This window comes from Streptomyces regalis, from assembly GCF_001509475.1.
In the GTDB taxonomy this organism is placed as follows: Bacteria; Actinomycetota; Actinomycetes; order Streptomycetales; family Streptomycetaceae; genus Streptomyces; species Streptomyces regalis.
The window spans coordinates 21,567-40,082 of sequence record NZ_LLZG01000346.1 but is presented as its reverse complement, the minus strand read 5'-3'; the positions used below and the strand labels follow the sequence as shown (position 1 = coordinate 40,082).

14 protein-coding genes are annotated in these 18,516 nt (G+C 71.7%); 6 read left to right on the top strand and 8 right to left on the bottom strand.

Annotated features, from left to right (window positions below; translation table 11 throughout):
• Positions 1 to 3: 3 nt before the first annotated feature.
• From lpdA to ADL12_RS29730, 4 genes are all read right to left on the bottom strand, one after another.
• Entirely contained in the window at positions 4 to 1,416 is a 1,413-nt protein-coding gene (gene lpdA / locus ADL12_RS29745) for a dihydrolipoyl dehydrogenase (RefSeq protein WP_062707124.1), read from the bottom strand.
• 177 nt (positions 1,417 to 1,593) lie between these two features.
• Positions 1,594 to 2,466, bottom strand: coding sequence for an SCO2400 family protein (locus ADL12_RS54305; RefSeq protein ID WP_062707122.1), 873 nt, complete (start codon positions 2,464 to 2,466; stop codon positions 1,594 to 1,596).
• A gap of 128 nt (positions 2,467 to 2,594) precedes the next feature.
• The gene (locus ADL12_RS29735; protein WP_062707120.1) at positions 2,595 to 5,789 is read right to left on the bottom strand and encodes an amidohydrolase family protein; all 3,195 of its coding nucleotides are present in this window, start codon (positions 5,787 to 5,789) and stop codon (positions 2,595 to 2,597) included.
• 118 nt (positions 5,790 to 5,907) lie between these two features.
• On the bottom strand, positions 5,908 to 6,510 hold the full coding sequence (locus tag ADL12_RS29730) for a hypothetical protein (RefSeq protein WP_062707118.1): 603 nt from the start codon (positions 6,508 to 6,510) through the stop codon (positions 5,908 to 5,910).
• A 156-nt stretch (positions 6,511 to 6,666) separates the two neighbouring features.
• On the opposite strand from ADL12_RS29730, the gene ADL12_RS29725 reads away from it, so the two are divergent.
• Both ADL12_RS29725 and ADL12_RS29720 read left to right on the top strand, forming a co-directional pair.
• Positions 6,667 to 7,923 (top strand): sensor histidine kinase, encoded by a 1,257-nt coding sequence (locus ADL12_RS29725; protein WP_062707116.1) that lies wholly within the window; start codon positions 6,667 to 6,669, stop codon positions 7,921 to 7,923.
• Positions 7,920 to 8,522, top strand: coding sequence for a response regulator transcription factor (locus ADL12_RS29720; RefSeq protein WP_062707115.1), 603 nt, complete (start codon positions 7,920 to 7,922; stop codon positions 8,520 to 8,522). Before ADL12_RS29725 ends, ADL12_RS29720 begins: the two co-directional genes overlap by 4 nt.
• Here ADL12_RS29720 and ADL12_RS29715 read toward each other — a convergent pair.
• Positions 8,519 to 9,025, bottom strand: coding sequence for a helix-turn-helix domain-containing protein (locus tag ADL12_RS29715; protein ID WP_079052349.1), 507 nt, complete (start codon positions 9,023 to 9,025; stop codon positions 8,519 to 8,521). The two genes, ADL12_RS29720 and ADL12_RS29715, sit on opposite strands and share 4 nt — an antisense overlap.
• Before the next feature lie 74 nt (positions 9,026 to 9,099).
• On the opposite strand from ADL12_RS29715, the gene ADL12_RS29710 reads away from it, so the two are divergent.
• The 3 genes from ADL12_RS29710 to ADL12_RS29700 all read left to right on the top strand — a co-directional run bounded on the left by ADL12_RS29710 (position 9,100) and on the right by ADL12_RS29700 (position 11,831).
• Positions 9,100 to 9,951 carry a class I SAM-dependent methyltransferase gene (locus ADL12_RS29710; RefSeq protein WP_062707113.1) on the top strand — a complete coding sequence of 284 codons (852 nt, stop codon included), beginning with the start codon at positions 9,100 to 9,102 and terminating at the stop codon, positions 9,949 to 9,951.
• Positions 9,952 to 10,038: 87 nt separating this feature from the next.
• Positions 10,039 to 10,749 (top strand): ThuA domain-containing protein, encoded by a 711-nt coding sequence (locus ADL12_RS29705; RefSeq protein WP_062707111.1) that lies wholly within the window; start codon positions 10,039 to 10,041, stop codon positions 10,747 to 10,749.
• Positions 10,719 to 11,831, top strand: coding sequence for a Gfo/Idh/MocA family protein (locus ADL12_RS29700; RefSeq protein WP_062707108.1), 1,113 nt, complete (start codon positions 10,719 to 10,721; stop codon positions 11,829 to 11,831). Before ADL12_RS29705 ends, ADL12_RS29700 begins: the two co-directional genes overlap by 31 nt.
• 21 nt (positions 11,832 to 11,852) lie before the next feature.
• On the opposite strand, the gene ADL12_RS29695 is transcribed toward ADL12_RS29700, so the two are convergent.
• The 3 genes from ADL12_RS29695 to ADL12_RS29685 all read right to left on the bottom strand — a co-directional run bounded on the left by ADL12_RS29695 (position 11,853) and on the right by ADL12_RS29685 (position 17,050).
• On the bottom strand, positions 11,853 to 13,331 hold the full coding sequence (locus ADL12_RS29695) for a glutamate-cysteine ligase family protein (RefSeq protein ID WP_062707106.1): 1,479 nt from the start codon (positions 13,329 to 13,331) through the stop codon (positions 11,853 to 11,855).
• A 93-nt stretch (positions 13,332 to 13,424) separates the two neighbouring features.
• Positions 13,425 to 14,519, bottom strand: coding sequence for a sugar ABC transporter substrate-binding protein (locus ADL12_RS29690; protein WP_062707104.1), 1,095 nt, complete (start codon positions 14,517 to 14,519; stop codon positions 13,425 to 13,427).
• On the bottom strand, positions 14,516 to 17,050 hold the full coding sequence (locus ADL12_RS29685) for a SpoIIE family protein phosphatase (RefSeq protein ID WP_062707102.1): 2,535 nt from the start codon (positions 17,048 to 17,050) through the stop codon (positions 14,516 to 14,518). Before ADL12_RS29685 ends, ADL12_RS29690 begins: the two co-directional genes overlap by 4 nt.
• A 309-nt stretch (positions 17,051 to 17,359) precedes the next feature.
• Between ADL12_RS29685 and ADL12_RS29680 the strand changes: the two genes are divergently transcribed.
• Positions 17,360 to 18,463 carry a sugar ABC transporter substrate-binding protein gene (locus tag ADL12_RS29680; protein WP_062707099.1) on the top strand — a complete coding sequence of 368 codons (1,104 nt, stop codon included), beginning with the start codon at positions 17,360 to 17,362 and terminating at the stop codon, positions 18,461 to 18,463.
• The last annotated feature ends 53 nt before the right edge of the window (positions 18,464 to 18,516 follow it).

Below are 18,516 nucleotides of genomic sequence, written 5' to 3'. Positions count from 1 at the left end.
CCGTCAGAAGTTGATCATGTGTCCGGCGAGGCCGTGCACCGCTTCCTTGACCGCCTCGCCGAGGGTCGGGTGGGCATGGACGTTGCGGGCGACCTCGTGGACGGTCAGGTCCCACTGCTGGGCCAGGGTAAGTTCGGGCAGCAGCTCGGTGACGTCGGGGCCGATGAGGTGGGCGCCGATGAGTTCGCCGTGCGTGTCGTCGCTGATCAGCTTCACGAAGCCGGTCGCGTCGCCGAGGCCGTGGGACTTGCCGTTCGCGGTGAAGGGGAACTTGGCGACCTTGACGTCGTAGCCCAGTTCACGGGCCTGCGCCTCGGTGTAGCCGAAGCTGGCGATCTGCGGCTGGCAGTAGGTGGCGCGCGGGATCATCACATACTCCAGCTCCATCGTCTCGGCGTCCGCGATGGTCTCGGCGGCGATGACGCCCATCGCCTCGGCTGCGTGCGCGAGCATCAGCTTCGCGGTGACGTCGCCGATGGCGAAGATGTGCGGGACGGAGGTACGGCAGCGGCCGTCGACGTCGATCGCGCCGCGTTCGGTGACCCTCACGCCGGTCTTGTCCAGGCCGTAGCCTTCGATGTTCGGCTGGAAGCCGATCGCCTGGAGCACCTTGTCGGCCTCCAGGACCTGCTGGGCGCCGTCCTTGCCGGTGACGGTGACGCGCACCTGCTCGCCGGACTCGTCGACGGTGTCGACGCGGGTGGAGGTCAGCACGTCGATGCCCAACTTGCGGTACTGCTTGGCGAGTTCGGCGGAGACCTCGGCGTCCTCCAGCGGGGCCATCCGGTCCAGGAACTCGACGATGGTGACCTTCACGCCGTAGTTGTGGATGATGTACCCGAACTCGACGCCGATCGCGCCGGCGCCCGCGATGATGATCGAGCGCGGCAGTTCCTCGGCCAGGATCTGCTCCTCGAACGTCACCACGCGCGCGCTGCGCCGGGTACCGGGCAGCAGCTTCGGTGTGGCGCCGGTGGCGATGATGCAGTGGTCGAAGCCGATGGTGCGGGTGTCGCCGTCGTAGCCGGCCACCTGGAGGGTGTGCGGATCGAGGAAGGTGCCGCGGCCGTCGAGCTCGGTGATCTTGTTCTTCTTCATCAGGTAATGGACGCCCTTGACCCGGCCGTCGGCGACCTTGCGGCTGCGGCGGAACGCCTCGCCGAAGTCGAACGTGACCTGCCCGTCCACCTTGATGCCGAAGGTCTTCGCCTCGCGCGTGAAGATGTGCGCCAGTTCGGCGTTGCGCAGCAGTGCCTTGCTGGGGATGCAGCCCACGTTCAGACAGACGCCGCCCCAGTACTTCTCCTCCACGACCGCCACCCGCTTGCCCAGCTGGGCGGCGCGGATGGCGGCGACATAGCCGCCGGGACCCGCTCCGAGGACCACGACATCGAAGCGCTCGTCCTGCTCGACCATGGACTCTGTTCCTTCCTGAGGGCGACGTCCTGCTCTGCTGGTGCCGTGCGCTGCCAGGGTCTGGCATCCGGCTTCTTCCAGCATGACCGCATCCACGGAGTTGTGTGGGGATGCGGGAGCGTGACGACGATCTCAGGTGGCGTGCGGTCCGGCGATCAGGTCAGTGCCCCGGCGGCCTCAGAGACAGACGAGGTTGAGCACGCAGAGCTGCGCCGGTGAGGTCTCTTCCGGTGCGGGGCTCGTCGGTGACGTGGACGTTCCGCTGCCGGAGCCGGTGTCCGAGCCTTCGGTCGCCGTGGGAGTCTGCGACTGCTCCTGCTCGGCCGCCGTGCCGCCGCTGTCGTCGGCGTTGCTTCCCCCGGACGCCGGCGTGGCGGCCTGCGACTGCGGGACCGACGGCGCCGTCGGAGTGGGAGTCGGGGCGGCGTCCGGTCGGGTGACCTGGGGCGCGGTGCGCGCGTCGGGCACGGCCTGCGAACGCGAGGCGCTGGTCGGGGTCAGATGCGATGGAGGAGTCGTGCCGGTGCGCGGGGACCGGTACATGCCCGCCGGCGTGGACACCGGACGGGTGAGCTCCGTGGCCTGCTGCTCGGCGGCCGCCGTCTTCGGATTCTCCGGCGCGGTCGCCGCCTGGGTCTTGTCGGCGGCCCCCCGCTCCATCGCCGAGACGGTCAGACCGCCTCCGACGAGTGCCACGGCGGTCGCGACCACGGCCCGGCGCTGGTTCTTCTTCCAGCGGGCCCGCTGGCGACGCCGCGCCGCCCGGCCCTGCGGGGCCGCGGGGACGCCTTCCACGTCGGCGGCCGGGGCGATGGGCGCAGTGTCGTCCAAGTGCCCCGCCGGAGCCGCCTCGTCCCGGAAATAGCCGTCGTACCAGGTGTCGTCGGCGGGTGCCTCCCACGCCGTCACTCCGTTCACCGCCGCGCCCGGCAGGGCCGACACGGTGGGGCCCGCTACCGCGGAGGGAGCGATGTCCGGGGCGTAGGCGCCGCACCCGGGGCACACGAGGGCACCGTTGAGATGCCGACGGCACGAGGAGCAGTAGTCCATCTGCGGTCTTTCCGTGAGCGCGCGTGATCGAATGGCCAGAACGCTAACGACGCTTTGGACAGGCTGTGTGCAGCCCGAGTGATGCTCTTGCGCAGATGTCCAGGAAGTGTGTGTGAACCATGACCCGCTCAGGGTTCACAGCACCCCTCGCGGCGCATACGGCGGCTCACCTCCAGCCACTCCTCCTCCGCATGCCGCTTGCCGGCGCTGTCGAAGGCATCGACCAGATCCACCTGTTCGAAGAGGACGCCGCCGCGAAGGACCGCCGCCGTGCGGATCAGTGCGGCGAAGTCGGTGAACGGGTCTCCGTCCACGACCGTGAGATCGGCGAGCTTGCCCTCCTCCACCGTGCCCAGGTCGGCCTCGGCACCGAAGACGCGGGCGGGCAGCAGCGTGGCGGTGCGCAGGGCCTCGGCCGGGGAGAGTCCGGCACGGTGCAGGGCGCGCAGGGCCAGATGCAGGTGCAGCCCGACCGGGACGAGCGGCTGATCGGTGCCGAGCGCGACCAGGCCGCCGCCCGCGAGGATCCGCCGGTAGACGTCCATCTCGCGTTCCAGGGTGGCCAGTTGGGCGTCGGTGGGTGGCTGTCCGGCCTGCTGGCGTACGAGCGCGGTGTCCCACGGCGGCATGAGCGCGGTGACGCGGGGGTCGTCCGCGAGCGCGGGGTCGGCGCCGAGCAGGGGTAGCGCGGTGAACGGGGTGGCGACGAGGTGGAAGTCGGTGGCGGTGTAGATCTCCTCGACGTCCTGGTAGGCGCGGCCCGTCCCGGAGGTGGCGTGCCCGAACTCCAGTCGCTGCGTTGCCTGCAGATGGGTCGTCAGATCCTGGCCCAGCTGCACACCCGGGGTGCACAGGTGGCTGCCGCTGCGTACTCCGAGCCGCTGGTGCCCGAAGTCTGCGGCCTCCTTCATCACCCAGCCCGGGGCTCGTACGTACGTCTTCACGAAGTCCCAGTCCAGCGCCGCCCCGCGCGCCAGCGAACGGCGCAGGCCCTCGCGGGTGCGGTGGGCGCGGCCCATGCTGTAGGCGACCCGCGCCCCGTCGAGGAGTTCGCCGGTGGTCAGCAGCCGGGGTCCGGCGAGGGCACCGGCGGCGACCGCCTCCCGGATGCGGGCCTGCTCGTAGGCGAAGCCGCCCAGCGAGACGGCCGTCGTGATGCCGTACGCGAGTTGGAGCGCGGTCTGGCGGCCGCCGTACGTGGTCTGCCAGGGGTGGGTGTGCGCGTCCCACAGGCCCGGGATCACGGTGCGCTCGCTCGCGTCGACGCGGCGCGCGGCCGGGCGGCCGGCGCGGTGCGGGGAGACCTCCGCGACCCGGCCTTCGCGGATCACGACGTCGATGTCCTCGCGGACCTCGGATCCGGTTCCGTCCCAGAGGCGGCCCGCGTGCACGACGGTGTCGGCCGGGCGCGGTCTGCGGTGGTGCAGCGGGACGCGGACGGTACGAGTCCTGCCGCTGCCGATGTCGATCAGGCGCAGCGTGCCCGCGGAGAGGTAGAGCAGGGTGCGGGCGTCGGCGGACCAGGAGGGGTGGTCGGCGGGTTCGGAGGTGAGCCGGCGGGGCTCGCCGTCCGGGGTGCCGTCGGCCCGCACGGGCAGCAGCCACAGTGCCGACTCGGCGATGACGGCCATCCAGCGGCCGTCCGGGGACCAGACGGGGCCGGAGTCGTAGCGGTCGGAGAGCGAGGTGTGGGGGGCGAGGGCGTGCAGCGCGGCCGTTGCGGTGGTCGTGTCGACGACGCGGATGAGGTTGTAGCCCTCGCGGAAGCGCTGGTTGAGGCGGTTGCGGTCGCACAGCGCCACGTACCGGCCGTCGGGCGACCAGCTGGGGCGGCCGGGCAGCCCGCCCGCGCCGAGGGGTGCGGCGACGACGCGTTCGGCACCGTCGGGCAGGTCGCGCACCACGAGGTTGCCGGACATGTCCAGGCAGGCCAGCCGCGTCCCGTCGGGTGAGAGGGCGGGGAAGGCACGGCCGCCCTCGGCGAGCACGGTCTCCACGCCGGAGCCGAGGTCGCGGCGCCGTACGGCGAACAGCCCGTCGCGGTCGTCTGCGTACACCAGTGCCGTGCCGTCGGGCGTCCAGGTCGGCGCCAACACGTAGCGGGTGGAGGGGACTTGAAGCACCTTGCGGGGAGCTCGGCCGCCCGTCGTGCCGGCGGTCCACAGCGCGTTGAGCGCGGCGAAGGCGACACTGCGGCCGTCCGGTGACAGGGCGGGCAAATGCAGCGCGCGGACGGGGCGGGTGCCGGCGCCGGCGAAGTCGTACGCCTTTGCTCGGTAGCGAGGGCGGTGCACGGGCAGCGTGGCCGTGAACGGGATCTCCTCGTCGCTGCCCGGCGCGTCCGGATCGAGCAGGCGGAAGTGTCCGTCGACCGTCAGGAGCAGCCGCTCGCCCTGCGCCCAACGGGGCGGCGCGGGGAGGACATCGCCCTCCACGGCGACCGGTTTCCCGTCCACCACGAGGGTGCAGGAGGCCGCGGGCGAGGGCGTGGTGCGCAGGTGGGCCAGGCGCCCGGTGGGCGAGACGGCGGGGGTCATGAGCTGGGCGCCGGAGTCGTCGGTGTGCTCGGTGGTGACCGGGCCCGAGCCGTCCGCGGCCACCGACGCGAGGGTGGCCGCGCGGAGCGTGCCCGTGTCGGTGACGGTGGCCCGCACGAAGAGCACCCGCTCCCCGTCGGGCGACCAGGCCGGGTCGAAGTCCTCCCAGCGGCCGTCCTGTCCGGGGCCCTGCTGCCCGGGGCGCCCGGTGAGCCGGGTCGGTGTGCCGGTGCGCACGTCCACGACCCAGATGCGGTACGGGGCGCCGGTCACGGTGTCGCCGCCGCGCTCGGAGGCGAACGCGATCCGGGTGCCGTCCGGCGACCAGGCGGGGCCCCGGTCGTCCCACGGTCCGTCGGTGAGCTGCCGCAGGCCGGTGCCGTCGGGCCGCAGCGTCCAGAGGTGGAAGCCTCCGCCGCGGTAGGCGCACACGACGAGTCGGCTGCCGTCGGGCGAGAACTGCGGGCGCGTCGGTTCGAGGCCGGGCGGGGTGAGCGGGACGGCGGTGCCGCCCTTGCGCGGGACGGACCAGAGCACGTTCTGGACCTCGGCGACGAGCCGGTCGCCGGACGGGGCGAGGGTCGCGGAACCGCCGGTGGCGGCCGTGAAGGAGAGGGTGGTGGTCGTATCGGAGGCCGTGGTCGTATCGGAGGCGGCGGCCGCGAGCGGCGTGTCTGCGGTGGCGAGCCCTGTGGCCGCGGCGGTGGCGGTAGCGGTGGCCTGGAGGAATCTGCGGCGGGAGAGCGGGCCGGAACGGAGGGCGCCGGAGGTGTCTTCGGTGTCCAAGAGGGCTCCCAGTGCGCGGAGTTGGCGGTCGGACAGGAGAGACCACTGGGGGCAACGTACGGGGCGGAGCCCGGTTACGGGCCCCGCCCCGGCGCTTCTTGGCCGTTCTTCGTGCCGACTAGACCAGAAAGAGCAGTTGGACGGCGACGAGTACGTCGATGACACCGCACCACTCGGCGAACGTACGGGAGACGACCTTGCCGAGCCTCAGGTGCACGAAGTCCCACACGCCGTGGAAGAACCAGCCGGCCGCCAGCAGATGGCGGCCCAGGTCGGGATCCACCGCCAGCCCGCCCAGCGCGAGCCCGCAGAAGACGAGCGCGCCCACGGCCTGCGCCCCGAACGTGGCACGCCCGTGCGGTGTCCCGCGGACGGCGCCCCAGGCCAGGAGGACCAAGGCCAGGGCGACCAGGACCCTCGACGGGGCGACCACGTCCTGCAGGGGGAGCGCGAACACGGCCACCAGCCCGGCCCCGAGCACCGGCCACGTGGCCTGCGGCTTTCCGATCTGATGCACGACCAGGTAGATCAGCGGCAGCAACGGCAGGGTCTCCCCGAAACCGCCGACGGCGTCGGCCACGTCCTCGGAGCCGGATGCGAGCACGTTGAGGGCGACGACCACGACGGCCAGGGCCGTGGGCCAGCGCCGCTTGAGCACGCCGGCCGGGTGCGGGCGCTCGGCCGTCGCGTGAGTGGTCGCGTGAGGGTGGGGTGCCTGCATGACGGCTCTCCTTCGGTACCGGGGCGGGGTATCCGCCGACACCTCCAGGCTGGGCCGTGGGGAAGCCTGCCAGTAGTGCCGAATCCGCGTGCGCGGGCGTGGTGTTGTCACGTCCTCGCATGACATTTGTCATGCGGCCTGGGCCACAATGACCGGGTGGGGGACAAGTCGATCGATCGCGGGGCGGCGGGGCTGACGAGCCTGCGCCGCTACACCTGGTGGACCGTGCCGGGCATGACCGCGTGCGTCCTTGCCGTCTTCGTCGGCGAGTGGGTCCTCGACGGCGACGTCCCGCTGTGGGCCCGTGTGCCGGCCGCCGCCGCTCTGGCGGTCGAGGTGTGGGCGAGCGTCGTACTGCTGAGCCGGCGACTGGCGCTCCTCCCGGTGACGGACACGCACCCCGGCGCACCGCCCGCGGGCCTGCTGATCGCCGCGGCAGGCGCCGGAGTCGCGTTGGCGGCGTTCCCCCTCGCCCTGCGCAACTACGGGCTGTGGCCGGTCGCGCCCGCGCTGGTGGTGGCGATCCTCGCGACGTACCTCCCGCCGTACCGCAGGCGGTTGCTGATCGCGGGCGCCGTGGCTTTCGCATCGCTGCCCGGGGGTGTGGTCAGCCTGGTCGAGGGGGACGGGGAGTTGGCGTACGCCGCGCTGTTCCCGGCCGGGCTGGTCGCCTTCACGGCCTGGGTGACGCTCGGCCCGCTGTGGGCCTGGGACACGGCACGTCGGCTTCACGAGGCGCGGCGACTGGAGGCGGAGCTGGCGATCCGGGAGGAACGGCTGCGGTTCGCCGCCGACCTGCACGACATCCAGGGCCATCACCTCCAAGTGATCGCGTTGAAGGGCGAGTTGGCGGCGCGGCTGGTCGAGCAGGATCCGGCGCGCGCCGCCGCGGAGTTGAAGGAGATACGGCGGCTGGCGGCGGACGCCCTCAGCGACACCCGGGCCGTGGTGCAGGGGTACCGTCGAACGACTCTGGAGGACGAGATCGCCAACGCGACGCGGGTGCTGGCCGCCGCCGACATCGACGCGCGGATGGCCGTCGACCCCGATGCCGCGACCACCGGCCTCACGGACTCCGCCCGCCACCTCCTCGGCCTGGTGATGCGGGAGGCCACCACCAACGTGCTCCGGCACAGCCGGGCCAGGCACGCCGAGGTCGACTACCGGATCGCGGACGGCTTCGCCCACCTGCGGGTGAGCAACGACGCCGCCGAGGTACAGCCCGCCGCCCTGCAGGGCACGGGCCTGCGCACCCTCGCCGAGCGACTGGGAGCGGCCGGCGGCAAGTTGACCTGGAACCACCACGGTGAACGCTTCGCGGTCACGGCCGCCCTCCCGGCGAACCCACCAGAACCAACGCAACCGCCAAAAGCACCACCACCGCAAAACCCCGCGGACGGAGCCCCCCGATGATCCGCCTGCTGATCGCCGACGACGAGGACCTGCTCAGAAGCGCCCTGGCCGCTCTGCTCGCGCTGGAGCCCGACCTCACTGTCGTCGCCGAGGCGTCCACCTCCACCGACGCGGTACGGCTGGCCCGTGAGCACCGCCCGGACATCGCCGTCCTCGACCTGGAGATGCCGCCCACCGACGGGCTGCGCGCCGCCGAGGGGATCCGGGCCGAACTGCCCACGCGGATCGTCCTGGTGACGCGGCACGCCCGGCCCGCCGTGCTGCGCCGGGCGCTGGCCGCAGGCGTACGCGGCTTCGTCCCCAAGACGACCCCGGCGGCCCGACTGGCCGAGATCATCCGTGACATCGCCGGCGGCCGCCGCTACGTCGACCCGGACATCGCGGCCTCCGCACTGACCGAGGACGACTGCCCCCTCACCGACCGCGAACTGCAGGTCCTGCGCGCCGCCCGCACCGGCGCGTCGATCGCCGAGATCGCCACCGAGGTCCACCTCGCCCCCGGCACAGTGCGCAACTACCTCTCCGCGGCCATGTCCAAGCTGGGCACCCCGACCCGGCATGCGGCCGCGCACCGGGCCTGGGAGCAGGGCTGGATCTAGGCCGGGTCCTGGATTCGAGTCGGATCCTGGATTCGAGTCGGATCCGACGGCCCCTCCCCCACCAGAGGTTTCACGGCGGCTCCCGGAACCCGCCTCCTCGGCACCGCGACGGCGCCGGACGCGGCGGCTGCGAGGAGGCGGCGGAAGGTGGGGCATTCCATGTGGCTCGGCGCGGGGCAGGCCGCGGCGTGGCGCAGGGAGTCCCGTAGGACGCCCAGTTCGCGGATCCTGCGGTCCAGCTCCTCCGCCTTGGTCGCCAGCATCTGCCGGTCGATGCGCGGCTGCCCGTCCGGTGCGAACGTGTGCGCGATCTCGTCGAGGGAGAAGCCGGCGGTCCGACCCATCGCGATCAGCGCCAGGCGCTCCAGCACGCCGGGGTCGTACTGACGGCGCAGGCCCCGCCTGCCGGTGGAGGCGATCAGCCCTTTTTCCTCGTAGTACCGCAGCGTCGAGGCGGGTACTCCGGCGCGCCGCGCCACCTCGGCGATGTCCAGGTCTGTCATTCACTTGACCTCAAGTCGACTTGAAGTAGCACGCTGTCATCAAGGCCCGAGGAACGCAAGCACAGGAGACGATCATGGACGCCGAGCGCAGGAGTGGCGACGAGCAGGCGGCCCGTTGGAACGGGCCCGGTGGAAACGCCTGGGTCGAGGCACAGGGGGTGTTGGACGAGGTGCTCAGGCCGTTCGAAGACCTCCTCGTCGAAGCGGTGTCCGCCGAGCGCGCACGCCACGTGCTCGATGTCGGCTGCGGCACCGGCGGCACCACGGTCGCCGTCGCGCGACGGCTCGGTCCGGGGGGTCACTGCGTCGGCGTGGACATTTCCGAAACGATGATCACCGCCGCCCGGAAGCGCGCCGAGCGGGAGGGCACACCGGTGTCCTTCGTCCGCGCCGACGCGCAGGATCACGCCTTCGAACCCGCCGCCTTCGACCTCGTGATCTCGCGCTTCGGCGTCATGTTCTTCAACGACCCCGTCCAGGCCTTCGCGAATCTTCGGCGCGCCGCCGGGGAGGGGGCCGGACTCCGGTTCATCGCATGGCGGAGCCCCGCGGAGAATCCGTTCATGACGACCGCCGAACGCGCCGCGGCACCGATCCTGCCGAATCTCCCCGCGCGCCGGCCGGACGGGCCGGGACAGTTCGCGTTCGCGGACTCGGACCGGGTCCACCGCATCCTGGAGGAGAGCGGGTGGTCCGGGATCGACATCCGGCCGATCGACGTGGTCTGCACGCTGCCCGAGCGGGAGCTGGTCGGTTACTTCACCCGGCTCGGTCCCCTCGGCCAGGTGCTGCCCGAGGCGGACGAACAGACCCGCGCAAGGGTCGTCGAAACGGTCCGCGCCGCGTTCGAACCGTATGTGCACGGCTCGGAAGTCCGCTTCACCGCGGCCTGTTGGACGGTCGGCGCCCACGCGAAACTTTCGTGATCTCGGCACCCCTTCCTGTGCGCGAGCGACCGGCGCATAGTGAGGGAGCGGTTCTACGGGTCGGCACTGGAACGGTGATTCAACGAGATGACGCGGAAGAACGCCCTGGTGGTCCGAGGCGGATGGGAGGGGCATCAGCCGGTCGAGGCCACGGAGCTGTTCCTGCCCTTCCTGCGCAGCAGCGGATACGCCGTCCGGGTCGAGGAGTCGACCGACGTGTACGCCGACAGCGCCGAGATGGCCGGCACCGATCTCGTCGTGCAGTGCGTCACGATGGCGGAGATCACGGCCGATCAGTTGGCGGGGCTGAGCGCGGCGGTCGTGGCCGGCACCGGCTTCACCGGCTGGCACGGCGGCATCGCCGATTCGTTCCGGGCCTCCTCCGACTATCTCCACCTGGTGGGCGGGCAGTTCGCGACCCACCCGGGCAAGGAGCCGTGTGAACGTCAGGGGGGCCAGGAGGACAACTACCTGCCCTACGTCGTCAACATCACGGAGCTGGGCCGCGAACATCCGATCACGGCGGGCATCGAGGACTTCGAGCTGCACACCGAGCAGTACTGGGTGCTCCACGACGACCTGATCGACGTGCTGGCCACCACCACCCATCCCGCCCGGCCGTGGCAGCCCTGGCATCGGCCGGTCACGTCACCGGCGGTCTGGACGCGTCGGTGGGGTGCCGGGCGCGTCGTGGTGGCGACTCCGGGGCACGACCTGGACGTCCTGCGGAACCCGAACGTGCGCACCGTCATCGAGAGGGGCATGCTGTGGGCGACGCGCACCGCATCGGCGTCGTAGGGCTCGGAGTCATCTCCGGCGCGTACCTGGACACGCTCGTCGGACATCCCGCCGTGCGCGTCACCGCGGTCGCCGACCTCGACGCCTCCCGCTCTGCCGCGGTCGCCGCCGAACGGCCCGGCGTCCGGGCGCTGACCGTCGAGGAGTTGCTGGGCAGCCCGGACGTGGACACGGTGCTGAACCTCACCGTCCCCGCGGCCCACGCCGAGATCGCCCTCGGCGCCATCGGCCACGGGAAGAACGTCTACGGCGAGAAGCCGCTGGCCGCCGACTTCGCCGACGCACACGCCGTGATGGAGGCCGCCGCGAAAGCAGGGGTCGGTGTGGGTTGCGCGCCGGACACCGTCCTGGGCACCGGAATCCAGACGGCGCGGGCGGCCGTGGAGGCGGGCAGTATCGGGCGCCCCCAGTTCGCTTCGGCGGTGATGGTCACGCCGGGGCACGAACGCTGGCATCCGCACCCCGACTTCTACTACACCCCCGGGGGTGGCCCGCTCCTGGACATGGGGCCGTACTATCTCGCGTCCTTGATCCACCTGCTCGGTCCGGTGCGTGCCGTGATCGGGGCGGCCGGCCGGCTGCGTGCCGAGCGTGTCATCGGTTCCGGGCCGCGTGCGGGCGAGCGGATACCGGTCGAGGTGGACACGCATGTCTCCGGTGTGCTCGAGCACGCGGGCGGGGCCCTGACGACGATCACGACGAGCTTCGACGGCGTCGCCACCACGGCCGCACCGATCGAGGTGCACGGCGATGCGGGCACCCTCGCGGTTCCGGATCCGAACCGCTTCGACGGTCAGGTACGGCTCTTCGAACTCGGCGGCGAACAGTGGCACACACTCCCGCCGTCGGCGGGCTACGTCGACGGCGCACGGGGTGTCGGTCTGCTCGACTTCGTCGCCGCCGACGGGCAGCGGGCGCCGCGCGCGAACGGCGATCTCGCCCTGCATGTACTGGAGACGATGAGCGCCCTGCTCCGCTCGTCGGCCGAGGCACGACGCATCGAGCTGACGACCTCGGCGCAGCAGCCCGTTCCGGTTCCGCTGACGGCTGCGCAGGACTGGAGGGGGCCCGACGCCGGCTGATCCGCGTCGTCGTGCGCGAGGTCAGTCCACGGGCCACGTGTGCGCGGGCGCGTTGAGGTGCATGTAGTCCATGTACGTCGTGGTCATCCGCCGCAGTGCCTCCTGCCGGTCCGCGGTGCCGCCCTTCTCCAGGTGGTGGACCGTCTCGGCCTGCCACAGGGCACCGTTGCGGGCGGTGACGCAGCGCTGCTCGATGATGCCCAGCAGGGGTTCGCGCCACGCCGCGTCGATGCCGGCCAGCTCCAGACCCCGATGGGCCAGGGGCAGCAGTCGCCGCAACACCAGTTCCGTGACCGGTACTTCGCCCATGCCGGGCCAGTACAGGCGGGCGTCGATGCCGTCGCGGGCCGCGGTGTGGAGGTTCTCCTCGGCGACCGAGAAGGACATCCGCGTCCACACCGGCCGGTCCTCGTCGACCAGGGCGCGGGTCAGGCCGTAGTAGAAGGCGCCGTTGGCGATGATGTCCGCCACCGTGGGGCCGGCGGGCAGGACCCGGTTCTCGATGCGCAGATGAGGCCCGCTGCCGGTGACGGCGTAGATCGGGCGGTTCCAGCGGTAGATGGTGCCGTTGTGCAGGGTCAGTTCGCCCAGTTGCGGAATGCCGCCGTGGTCGAGCATCTCCTGCGGGTCCTCGTCGTCGCACAGCGGCAGCAGCGCCGGGTAGTAGCGCACGTTCTCCTCGAACAGGTCGAAGACGCTGGTGATCCACCGCTCGCCGAACCACACCCGGGGTCGTACGTCCTGGGCCTTGATCTCCTGGGGGCGGGTGTCGGTGGCCTGCTCGAACAGGGGGATACGGGTCTCGCGCCACAGCTCCTTGCCGAACAGGAAGGGCGAGTTCGCCGCCAGGGCGATCTGTACGCCCACGACGGCCTGGGCGGCGTTCCAGTAGTCCGCGAACTCCTTCGGTGAGACCTGGAGGTGGAACTGGGTGCTGGTGCAGGCGGCCTCGGGGGTGATGGTGTCGGCGTACGTCGACAGGCGCTCCACGCCGTCCACCGTGATCCGCAGGTCCTCGCCCCGGGCCGCGAAGATCTGCTCGTTGAGCAGCCGGTAGCGCGGATCGCCGGACAGGGCGGCCTCGCCCACGTCCGCCTCCCCCAGGGTCGGCAGGATGCCGATCATGATCAGGTGCGTACCCACGGCCGAGGCGCGTTCCTCGGCGTGGTTGAGCGCGTCGCGGATCGCCTGTTCCCAGGCTCCGGGGCCACCCGTCGTCAGTTGCCGGGGCGGAATGTTGATCTCCAGGTTGAAGCGGCCCAGCTCGCTCGACCAGGCGGGGTCGGCGATCGCCTGGAGAACCTCGGTGTTGCGCATCGCCGGCAGCCCGTCGCCGTCCACCAGATTGAGCTCGATCTCCAGCCCGACCTGGGGGCGCTCGCTCTCGAAGGTCGACTCGCGCAGCATCTGCGCCAGCACATCGAGGCAGGTGTGCATCTTCTCCCGGTAGCGGCGGCGATCCTCCCGCGTGAACACCAGGGCCGGCACGTCACGTCCCATCGTGCCCTCCCGAGTTCCCTCGGCGGATACCTCTCGTCCCAGCGTCGCACCTCGGACGGCACCCGAACAGTCGGCGCCCGGCCGTGGGCCCGCTCACCTCAGGAGCCCGGCCTTCTCGCAGGCGGCCCGGAGCTCAGGGACACAGATCTCGTCGACGGTGTACACACCGTCCTTGACCAGTGTCTGCTCGATGGTGCCGACCGTGACCGCCGTCGGGGTGAGCAGGACGGACGGGATGCGCTTAGTGGTGGGGCTGTCGGTGTTCGTCCTGGCGATGTCGCGGACGTCCTCGCCGCGCCCCAGGGCAACAGCCATGGCGGCAGCCGCGGTGGCTTGCGCCCGGAACGGTTTGTACACCGTCATGTACTGCTCGCCCTTGACGATGCGCCGTACGGCGTCGAGGTCGGCATCCTGACCGGTGATCGGAGGCAGCGGCCGGACACCGGCGCTCTTGAGAGCGGCGATGACGCCCGCGGCAATGGCGTCGTTGGCCGCCAGGACACCGCCGATCCGCTCCGGGCCCAGGGCGGCGATGGCCGCGGACATGTGGGCGTGGGCGTTCTCCGTGCTCCAGCCCTGGATTTCGTACGACCTGCCGATCCTCACCTTGCCCGTGAGGACGGACAGCGCGCCGCTCCGGTACCACGCGGCGTTGGGGCTCCTGGGGTCACCGTTCATCATGACGACGTTCCGGTCGTGCGCCTGGTCGCCCATGGCCTTCAGGAGCGCTTCGCCCTGGAGCCTGCCGACCTGCCCGCCGTCGAAGCTGACATAGCCGGAGATCGGGCCTTCGGCGAGCCGGTCGTAGGCGATGACCGGAACGTCCGCCGCGCGGGCCTCCTGGATCGAGGAGCGCAGCGCCCTGGTGTCGGCGGCGTCGAGGATCAGCACTCCGGCCCCCTTGGTGATCATGGAGATCATCTGTTGCCGCTGCCGCGCCGCGTCGTTCTCGGCGTTGGCGTACAGCATGGTGCAGTCGGGGCACAGTTCCTTCAGCCGCTCCTCGATCAGCGGTTTGTCGGAGTGCTCCCAGCGGGGCACCGCGCGGCTCGGGAGCAGCAGGCCGACGGTGAAGCTGTCCGCGCCTGCACCGTCGTCTCCCCCGCAGGCTGCTGCCAGGGATGCCGTCAGGAGTCCCGCGACGAGCACCCCGATCACGCGCCGCACACGGGCCGGCAGGATCCTCATGGCAGACCCCCTTGTTCGGGCGGCGGCCCCGCCTCCGCCGGAGCCGGCTCGCGTCGCGGTACGGCGATCTCGCTCCACACCTGCTTGCCGCCGGCCACCGGCACGGAGCCGAAGGACTCGGACATCGCCTCGACCAGGAGCAGCCCTCGGCCGCCGGTCGCCTCCCAGTCCACGATCACGGGCTTGGCGGGCGCGCGCGGCGAGGAGTCGCTCACGCTGACCCGTACCCGGCCGGCCCGGAGCGTCAGATCGACGCCGACCGGGCCCTGCGTGTGCACCAGGGCGTTGGTGACCAGTTCGGACACGACGAGCAGCACGGGATCGGTGACTTCTTCGACCTTCCACCGGCGCAGGGTGCGCGCGGTGAAGCGGCGGGCGTGCATGACGGCGTCGGGCAGCCGCCACACCGCCCAACCGGCCCTGGTCGGCCGGACCTTCATCCCGTCGTAGCGCAGCAGCAACAGGGCGACGTCGTCCTCCCGACGGCCTCCGTCACCCAGCAGTGCGTCGGCCATCCGGCCCGGATCCGACGGATCGGCCTCGGCGAGAGCGGTGGACGTCCGGCGCATCCCCTCGTCCAGGGGCAGGTCGGCGGCCTCGACCAGGCCGTCGGTGACCAGCGCGAGCACCGTGCCGGGGGCCAGGACGACCGAGGTCATGGGGAACTCCGCCTCCGCGAGAATGCCGAGCGGAAGCCCGCCCTCGACCTGGACCTCCTCGGTCCTGCCGTCGGGATGGCGTACCAGCGGTGCGAGGTGACCGGCCCGGACGAACAGGGTGGTGCCCCCCTCCAGGTCCAGTTCGGCATAGCAGCAGGTGGCGAAGAGATCGGTCTCCATGCCGACGAGGAGGCGATTGGCGTGAGACATGACCACGTCCGGCGGGTGCCCCTCCACCGCGTACGCCCGGACCGCGGTACGCATCTGACCCATGATCGTCGCGGCTCCGGCGCTGTGCCCCTGAACGTCACCGATGACCAGTGCCACCCGGTCCTCGGAGAGCGCGATCACGTCGTACCAGTCGCCGCCCACCTGCAACCCCCGCCTGGCCGGCAGATAGCGGGCGACGGCCGTCCCCCCGGGCAGCTCGGGCAGGCGCCTGGGCAGCAGACTGCGCTGCAGCATCGTCGCGAGCTCCTGCTCGGCGTCGTGCGCGTGGGCGTGCTTGAGGGCCTGGCCGACCAGTGCCGCGGTGGCCGTGAGCAGGGAGCGTTCCTCGGGCGCGAACTCGTGCGGCTGGTCCCAGCCGACCAGGCACACGCCGGCGGGCCGGCCCTTGGCGGGGAGCGGCAGGACCGCCAGGCCTCCGGTGCCGATGCCCGCGAGTGCGGGTTCGAAGACCGTGCCGGCCGGCCACAGGTCCATACGCCCGTCCCGCAGCGCCAACTGCAGCGTGGGCAGGGCGCTGACCGGTGCGTCCGGCCACTCCGAACGCCACTGCGCACGCCATGTCTCCGGCCAGGCGGCAGGCTGCGGCGGGTCCAGCATGGTGACGGTGAGCCGGTCGTCCCGCAGCTCGGCGAGCGCCACCCGGTCGGCGCCCAGCGGTTCACGCAGCGCGGCCACCACCACGCGGCCGACGTCACGGACCTCTGCGGCATCGTCGAGTGCGGCGGTCAGCCACTGGATCCTGGAGACGTCATCGGCGTTGCGGCGCAGTACCGACGTCGCCGTCACCACGCCCAGCACCTGGTCCGGCCGGTCGTCGGTGCCCGTCACCAGCCGGCAGCTCAGGTTCAGCCAGCGCATCTCGCCGGTGGGGCGGCGGACACGGAACTCCAGCTCGCGCCGGCCGAACGCCGGGGTCGACGGCTCCAGGACCGACATCAGCGCGTGCATGTCCTCCGGAACGGCGTGCGAGAGCAAGGTGTCCGACTTGCCGTCGAAGTCATCGGGCGTGATGCCGAGCAGTTCGAGCAGGGTGTCGTCCGCCTCGACCAGGCCGGTGTTGGGCACCAGCGCGAAGGAACCGACACGCAGACGCTGCAGCGCGGGGCCGAGCAACGGCGTCGGCGCGGGTCCGCCGGCTGCGGCCTGGAGCACGCAGGCGACAGCGTCGGCGTACCGCTCGAGGAAGCGCCGGTGCTCGGCCTCGAAGCCGGTTCTGGCGGCGCCCACGACCACGAGGCAGCCCAGCCGCCTGCCGTCCGACCCGAGCGGCAGCGCCCCGAGCGACAGCTCCGCCCGCGCCGGCAGGGGCCCGCCCTCGGGATAGGAGGCAAGTTCGGGGGGATTGAGCCACAGAGGGCGGCCGGTGCGGAAGGCGTACGCCGCGGGTGAGCCACCGGACACGGGCAGGCGCTCCGGCAGCCCGTACTCGGACTTGGCACAGCCGAGCGTTTCCGTCAGCCGGAGCTCTTCTTCGCCCGCACCGGGCACATAGACGGCCACCAGCGCCGCTCCGGCGAACCTGAGGACCCGATCGATCGCGGCGGCCTCCGGTACCGGGGGCAGTGAACCGATGTCCGCGGCGTCGGCCTCGGATGCCCGCAGCTCGGGGAGTCCGGCCCAGGAACGGCCGTCATGAGGCATGTCCGCTACCTACCTCCCGCCCATGCCGCTCGTGCCGACATATGGAGATATAGGGGCACTCACACACCAGAATCGCATAGGTGCGCAATCTGGACAGATACGCGTGATCGCCTGCGCCGGCAGACCTGCCCTCGGACCCGGCCCACCGCGTTCGCAGATCACCGCAGCCGGTGTCACACTGACGACGTGGTCGGACTTCTGCCCGGTAGCACACGAGCAGCCGCGTGTGAGGTCGGCGACCGTGATCCGCCAGGACCTCTGTGAGCGCCCCCTCCCCACGCACGGCGACGGTCAAGGGAGGTCTCTCACATGAAGACCTGCACACGGGACGCGGCCATGGCCGTGACCGTGCTCTCCACGGCCGTTGCCCTCGCGGCCTGCGGGTCATCGAACGGCGGCTCGTCGGGCGACGCGAGCGAGTCCGACCGGGGAGGCTCGCTGAGCATCGGTCTGCTGCTGCCGGACTCCACCACGGCTCGCTGGGAGACACAGGACGGCCCCTTGCTCGAGGCGAAGATCAAGGAGCTGTGTGGCGACTGCGCGGTCGAGCACGCCAACGCCAAGGGTGATGTGGCCCTCCAGCAGAAACAGATGGACTCGATGATCACTGCGGGAGTCGACGCCCTCGTACTCGTGGCCGTGGACGCGAGATCCCTCGCCGCGGTGGTCCGGAGCGCGGACAAGGCAGATATCCCGGTCATCGCCTACGACCGCCTGGCCGAAGGCCCGATCTCGGGCTACGCCTCCTTCGACGGCGAGGAGGTCGGCAGACTCCAGGGCCGGGCGCTGCTCAAGGCCATGGGCGGCGGGGCCGACCGCCAGATCGTGATGATGAACGGCGATCCCAGCGACCCCAACGCGGTGTCGTTCAAGAAGGGCGCGCTGTTCGTGCTCGAGGGCCGGGTGAAGATCGGCAAGGAGTACGACACGCTCCAGTGGAGGCCGGAGAACGCGCACATGAACATGTCCGGCGCCATCGCCGCCCTCGGCGTCGGCGGCATCGACGGGGTCTACGCGGCCAACGACGGCCTCGCCGCCGGCAGCATCTCCGCCCTCAAGTCGAACAAGGTCGACCCGCTTCCCCCCGTCACCGGGCAGGACGCCGAACTCGGAGCCCTGCAGCGCATTCTCCGCGGCGATCAGTACATGACCGTCTACAAGCCCTTCGCACCCGAGGCTTCCGCGGCCGCCACCATGGCCGTTGCCGCGGCCCGCGGTGAGAGCCTCGAGCGCCTTGCCACGGACAAGGTGAGCACCCGCGGCGCGAACGCGGTTCCGGCCGTCATGCTCACCCCCGTATCCGTGACCGCCGACAACATCAAGGACACCTTGGTGAAGGACGGCGTGTACACGGTCGAGCAGATCTGCACTCCCGAACTCAAAGCCGTCTGCGTCGAGGCCGGGCTGACCTGACCGGCCCGTGCCCGAGACCAGGTCCGGCCCTCGTCGGGCCCCGGGAAGGAGAT

Excerpts from the sequence above, each read along its gene's own strand:
- ADL12_RS29705 (WP_062707111.1), top strand. The coding sequence starts at position 10,039 with ATGACGCGGAAGAACGCCCTGGTGGTCCGAGGCGGATGGGAGGGGCAT.
- lpdA (WP_062707124.1), bottom strand. The coding sequence starts at position 1,416 with ATGGTCGAGCAGGACGAGCGCTTCGATGTCGTGGTCCTCGGAGCGGGT.
- ADL12_RS29690 (WP_062707104.1), bottom strand. The coding sequence starts at position 14,519 with ATGAGGATCCTGCCGGCCCGTGTGCGGCGCGTGATCGGGGTGCTCGTC.
- ADL12_RS29695 (WP_062707106.1), bottom strand. The coding sequence starts at position 13,331 with ATGGGACGTGACGTGCCGGCCCTGGTGTTCACGCGGGAGGATCGCCGC.
- ADL12_RS29685 (WP_062707102.1), bottom strand. The coding sequence starts at position 17,050 with ATGCCTCATGACGGCCGTTCCTGGGCCGGACTCCCCGAGCTGCGGGCA.
- ADL12_RS29710 (WP_062707113.1), top strand. The coding sequence starts at position 9,100 with ATGGACGCCGAGCGCAGGAGTGGCGACGAGCAGGCGGCCCGTTGGAAC.
- ADL12_RS54305 (WP_062707122.1), bottom strand. The coding sequence starts at position 2,466 with ATGGACTACTGCTCCTCGTGCCGTCGGCATCTCAACGGTGCCCTCGTG.
- ADL12_RS29720 (WP_062707115.1), top strand. The coding sequence starts at position 7,920 with ATGATCCGCCTGCTGATCGCCGACGACGAGGACCTGCTCAGAAGCGCC.
- ADL12_RS29715 (WP_079052349.1), bottom strand. The coding sequence starts at position 9,025 with ATGACAGACCTGGACATCGCCGAGGTGGCGCGGCGCGCCGGAGTACCC.
- ADL12_RS29680 (WP_062707099.1), top strand. The coding sequence starts at position 17,360 with ATGAAGACCTGCACACGGGACGCGGCCATGGCCGTGACCGTGCTCTCC.
- ADL12_RS29730 (WP_062707118.1), bottom strand. The coding sequence starts at position 6,510 with ATGCAGGCACCCCACCCTCACGCGACCACTCACGCGACGGCCGAGCGC.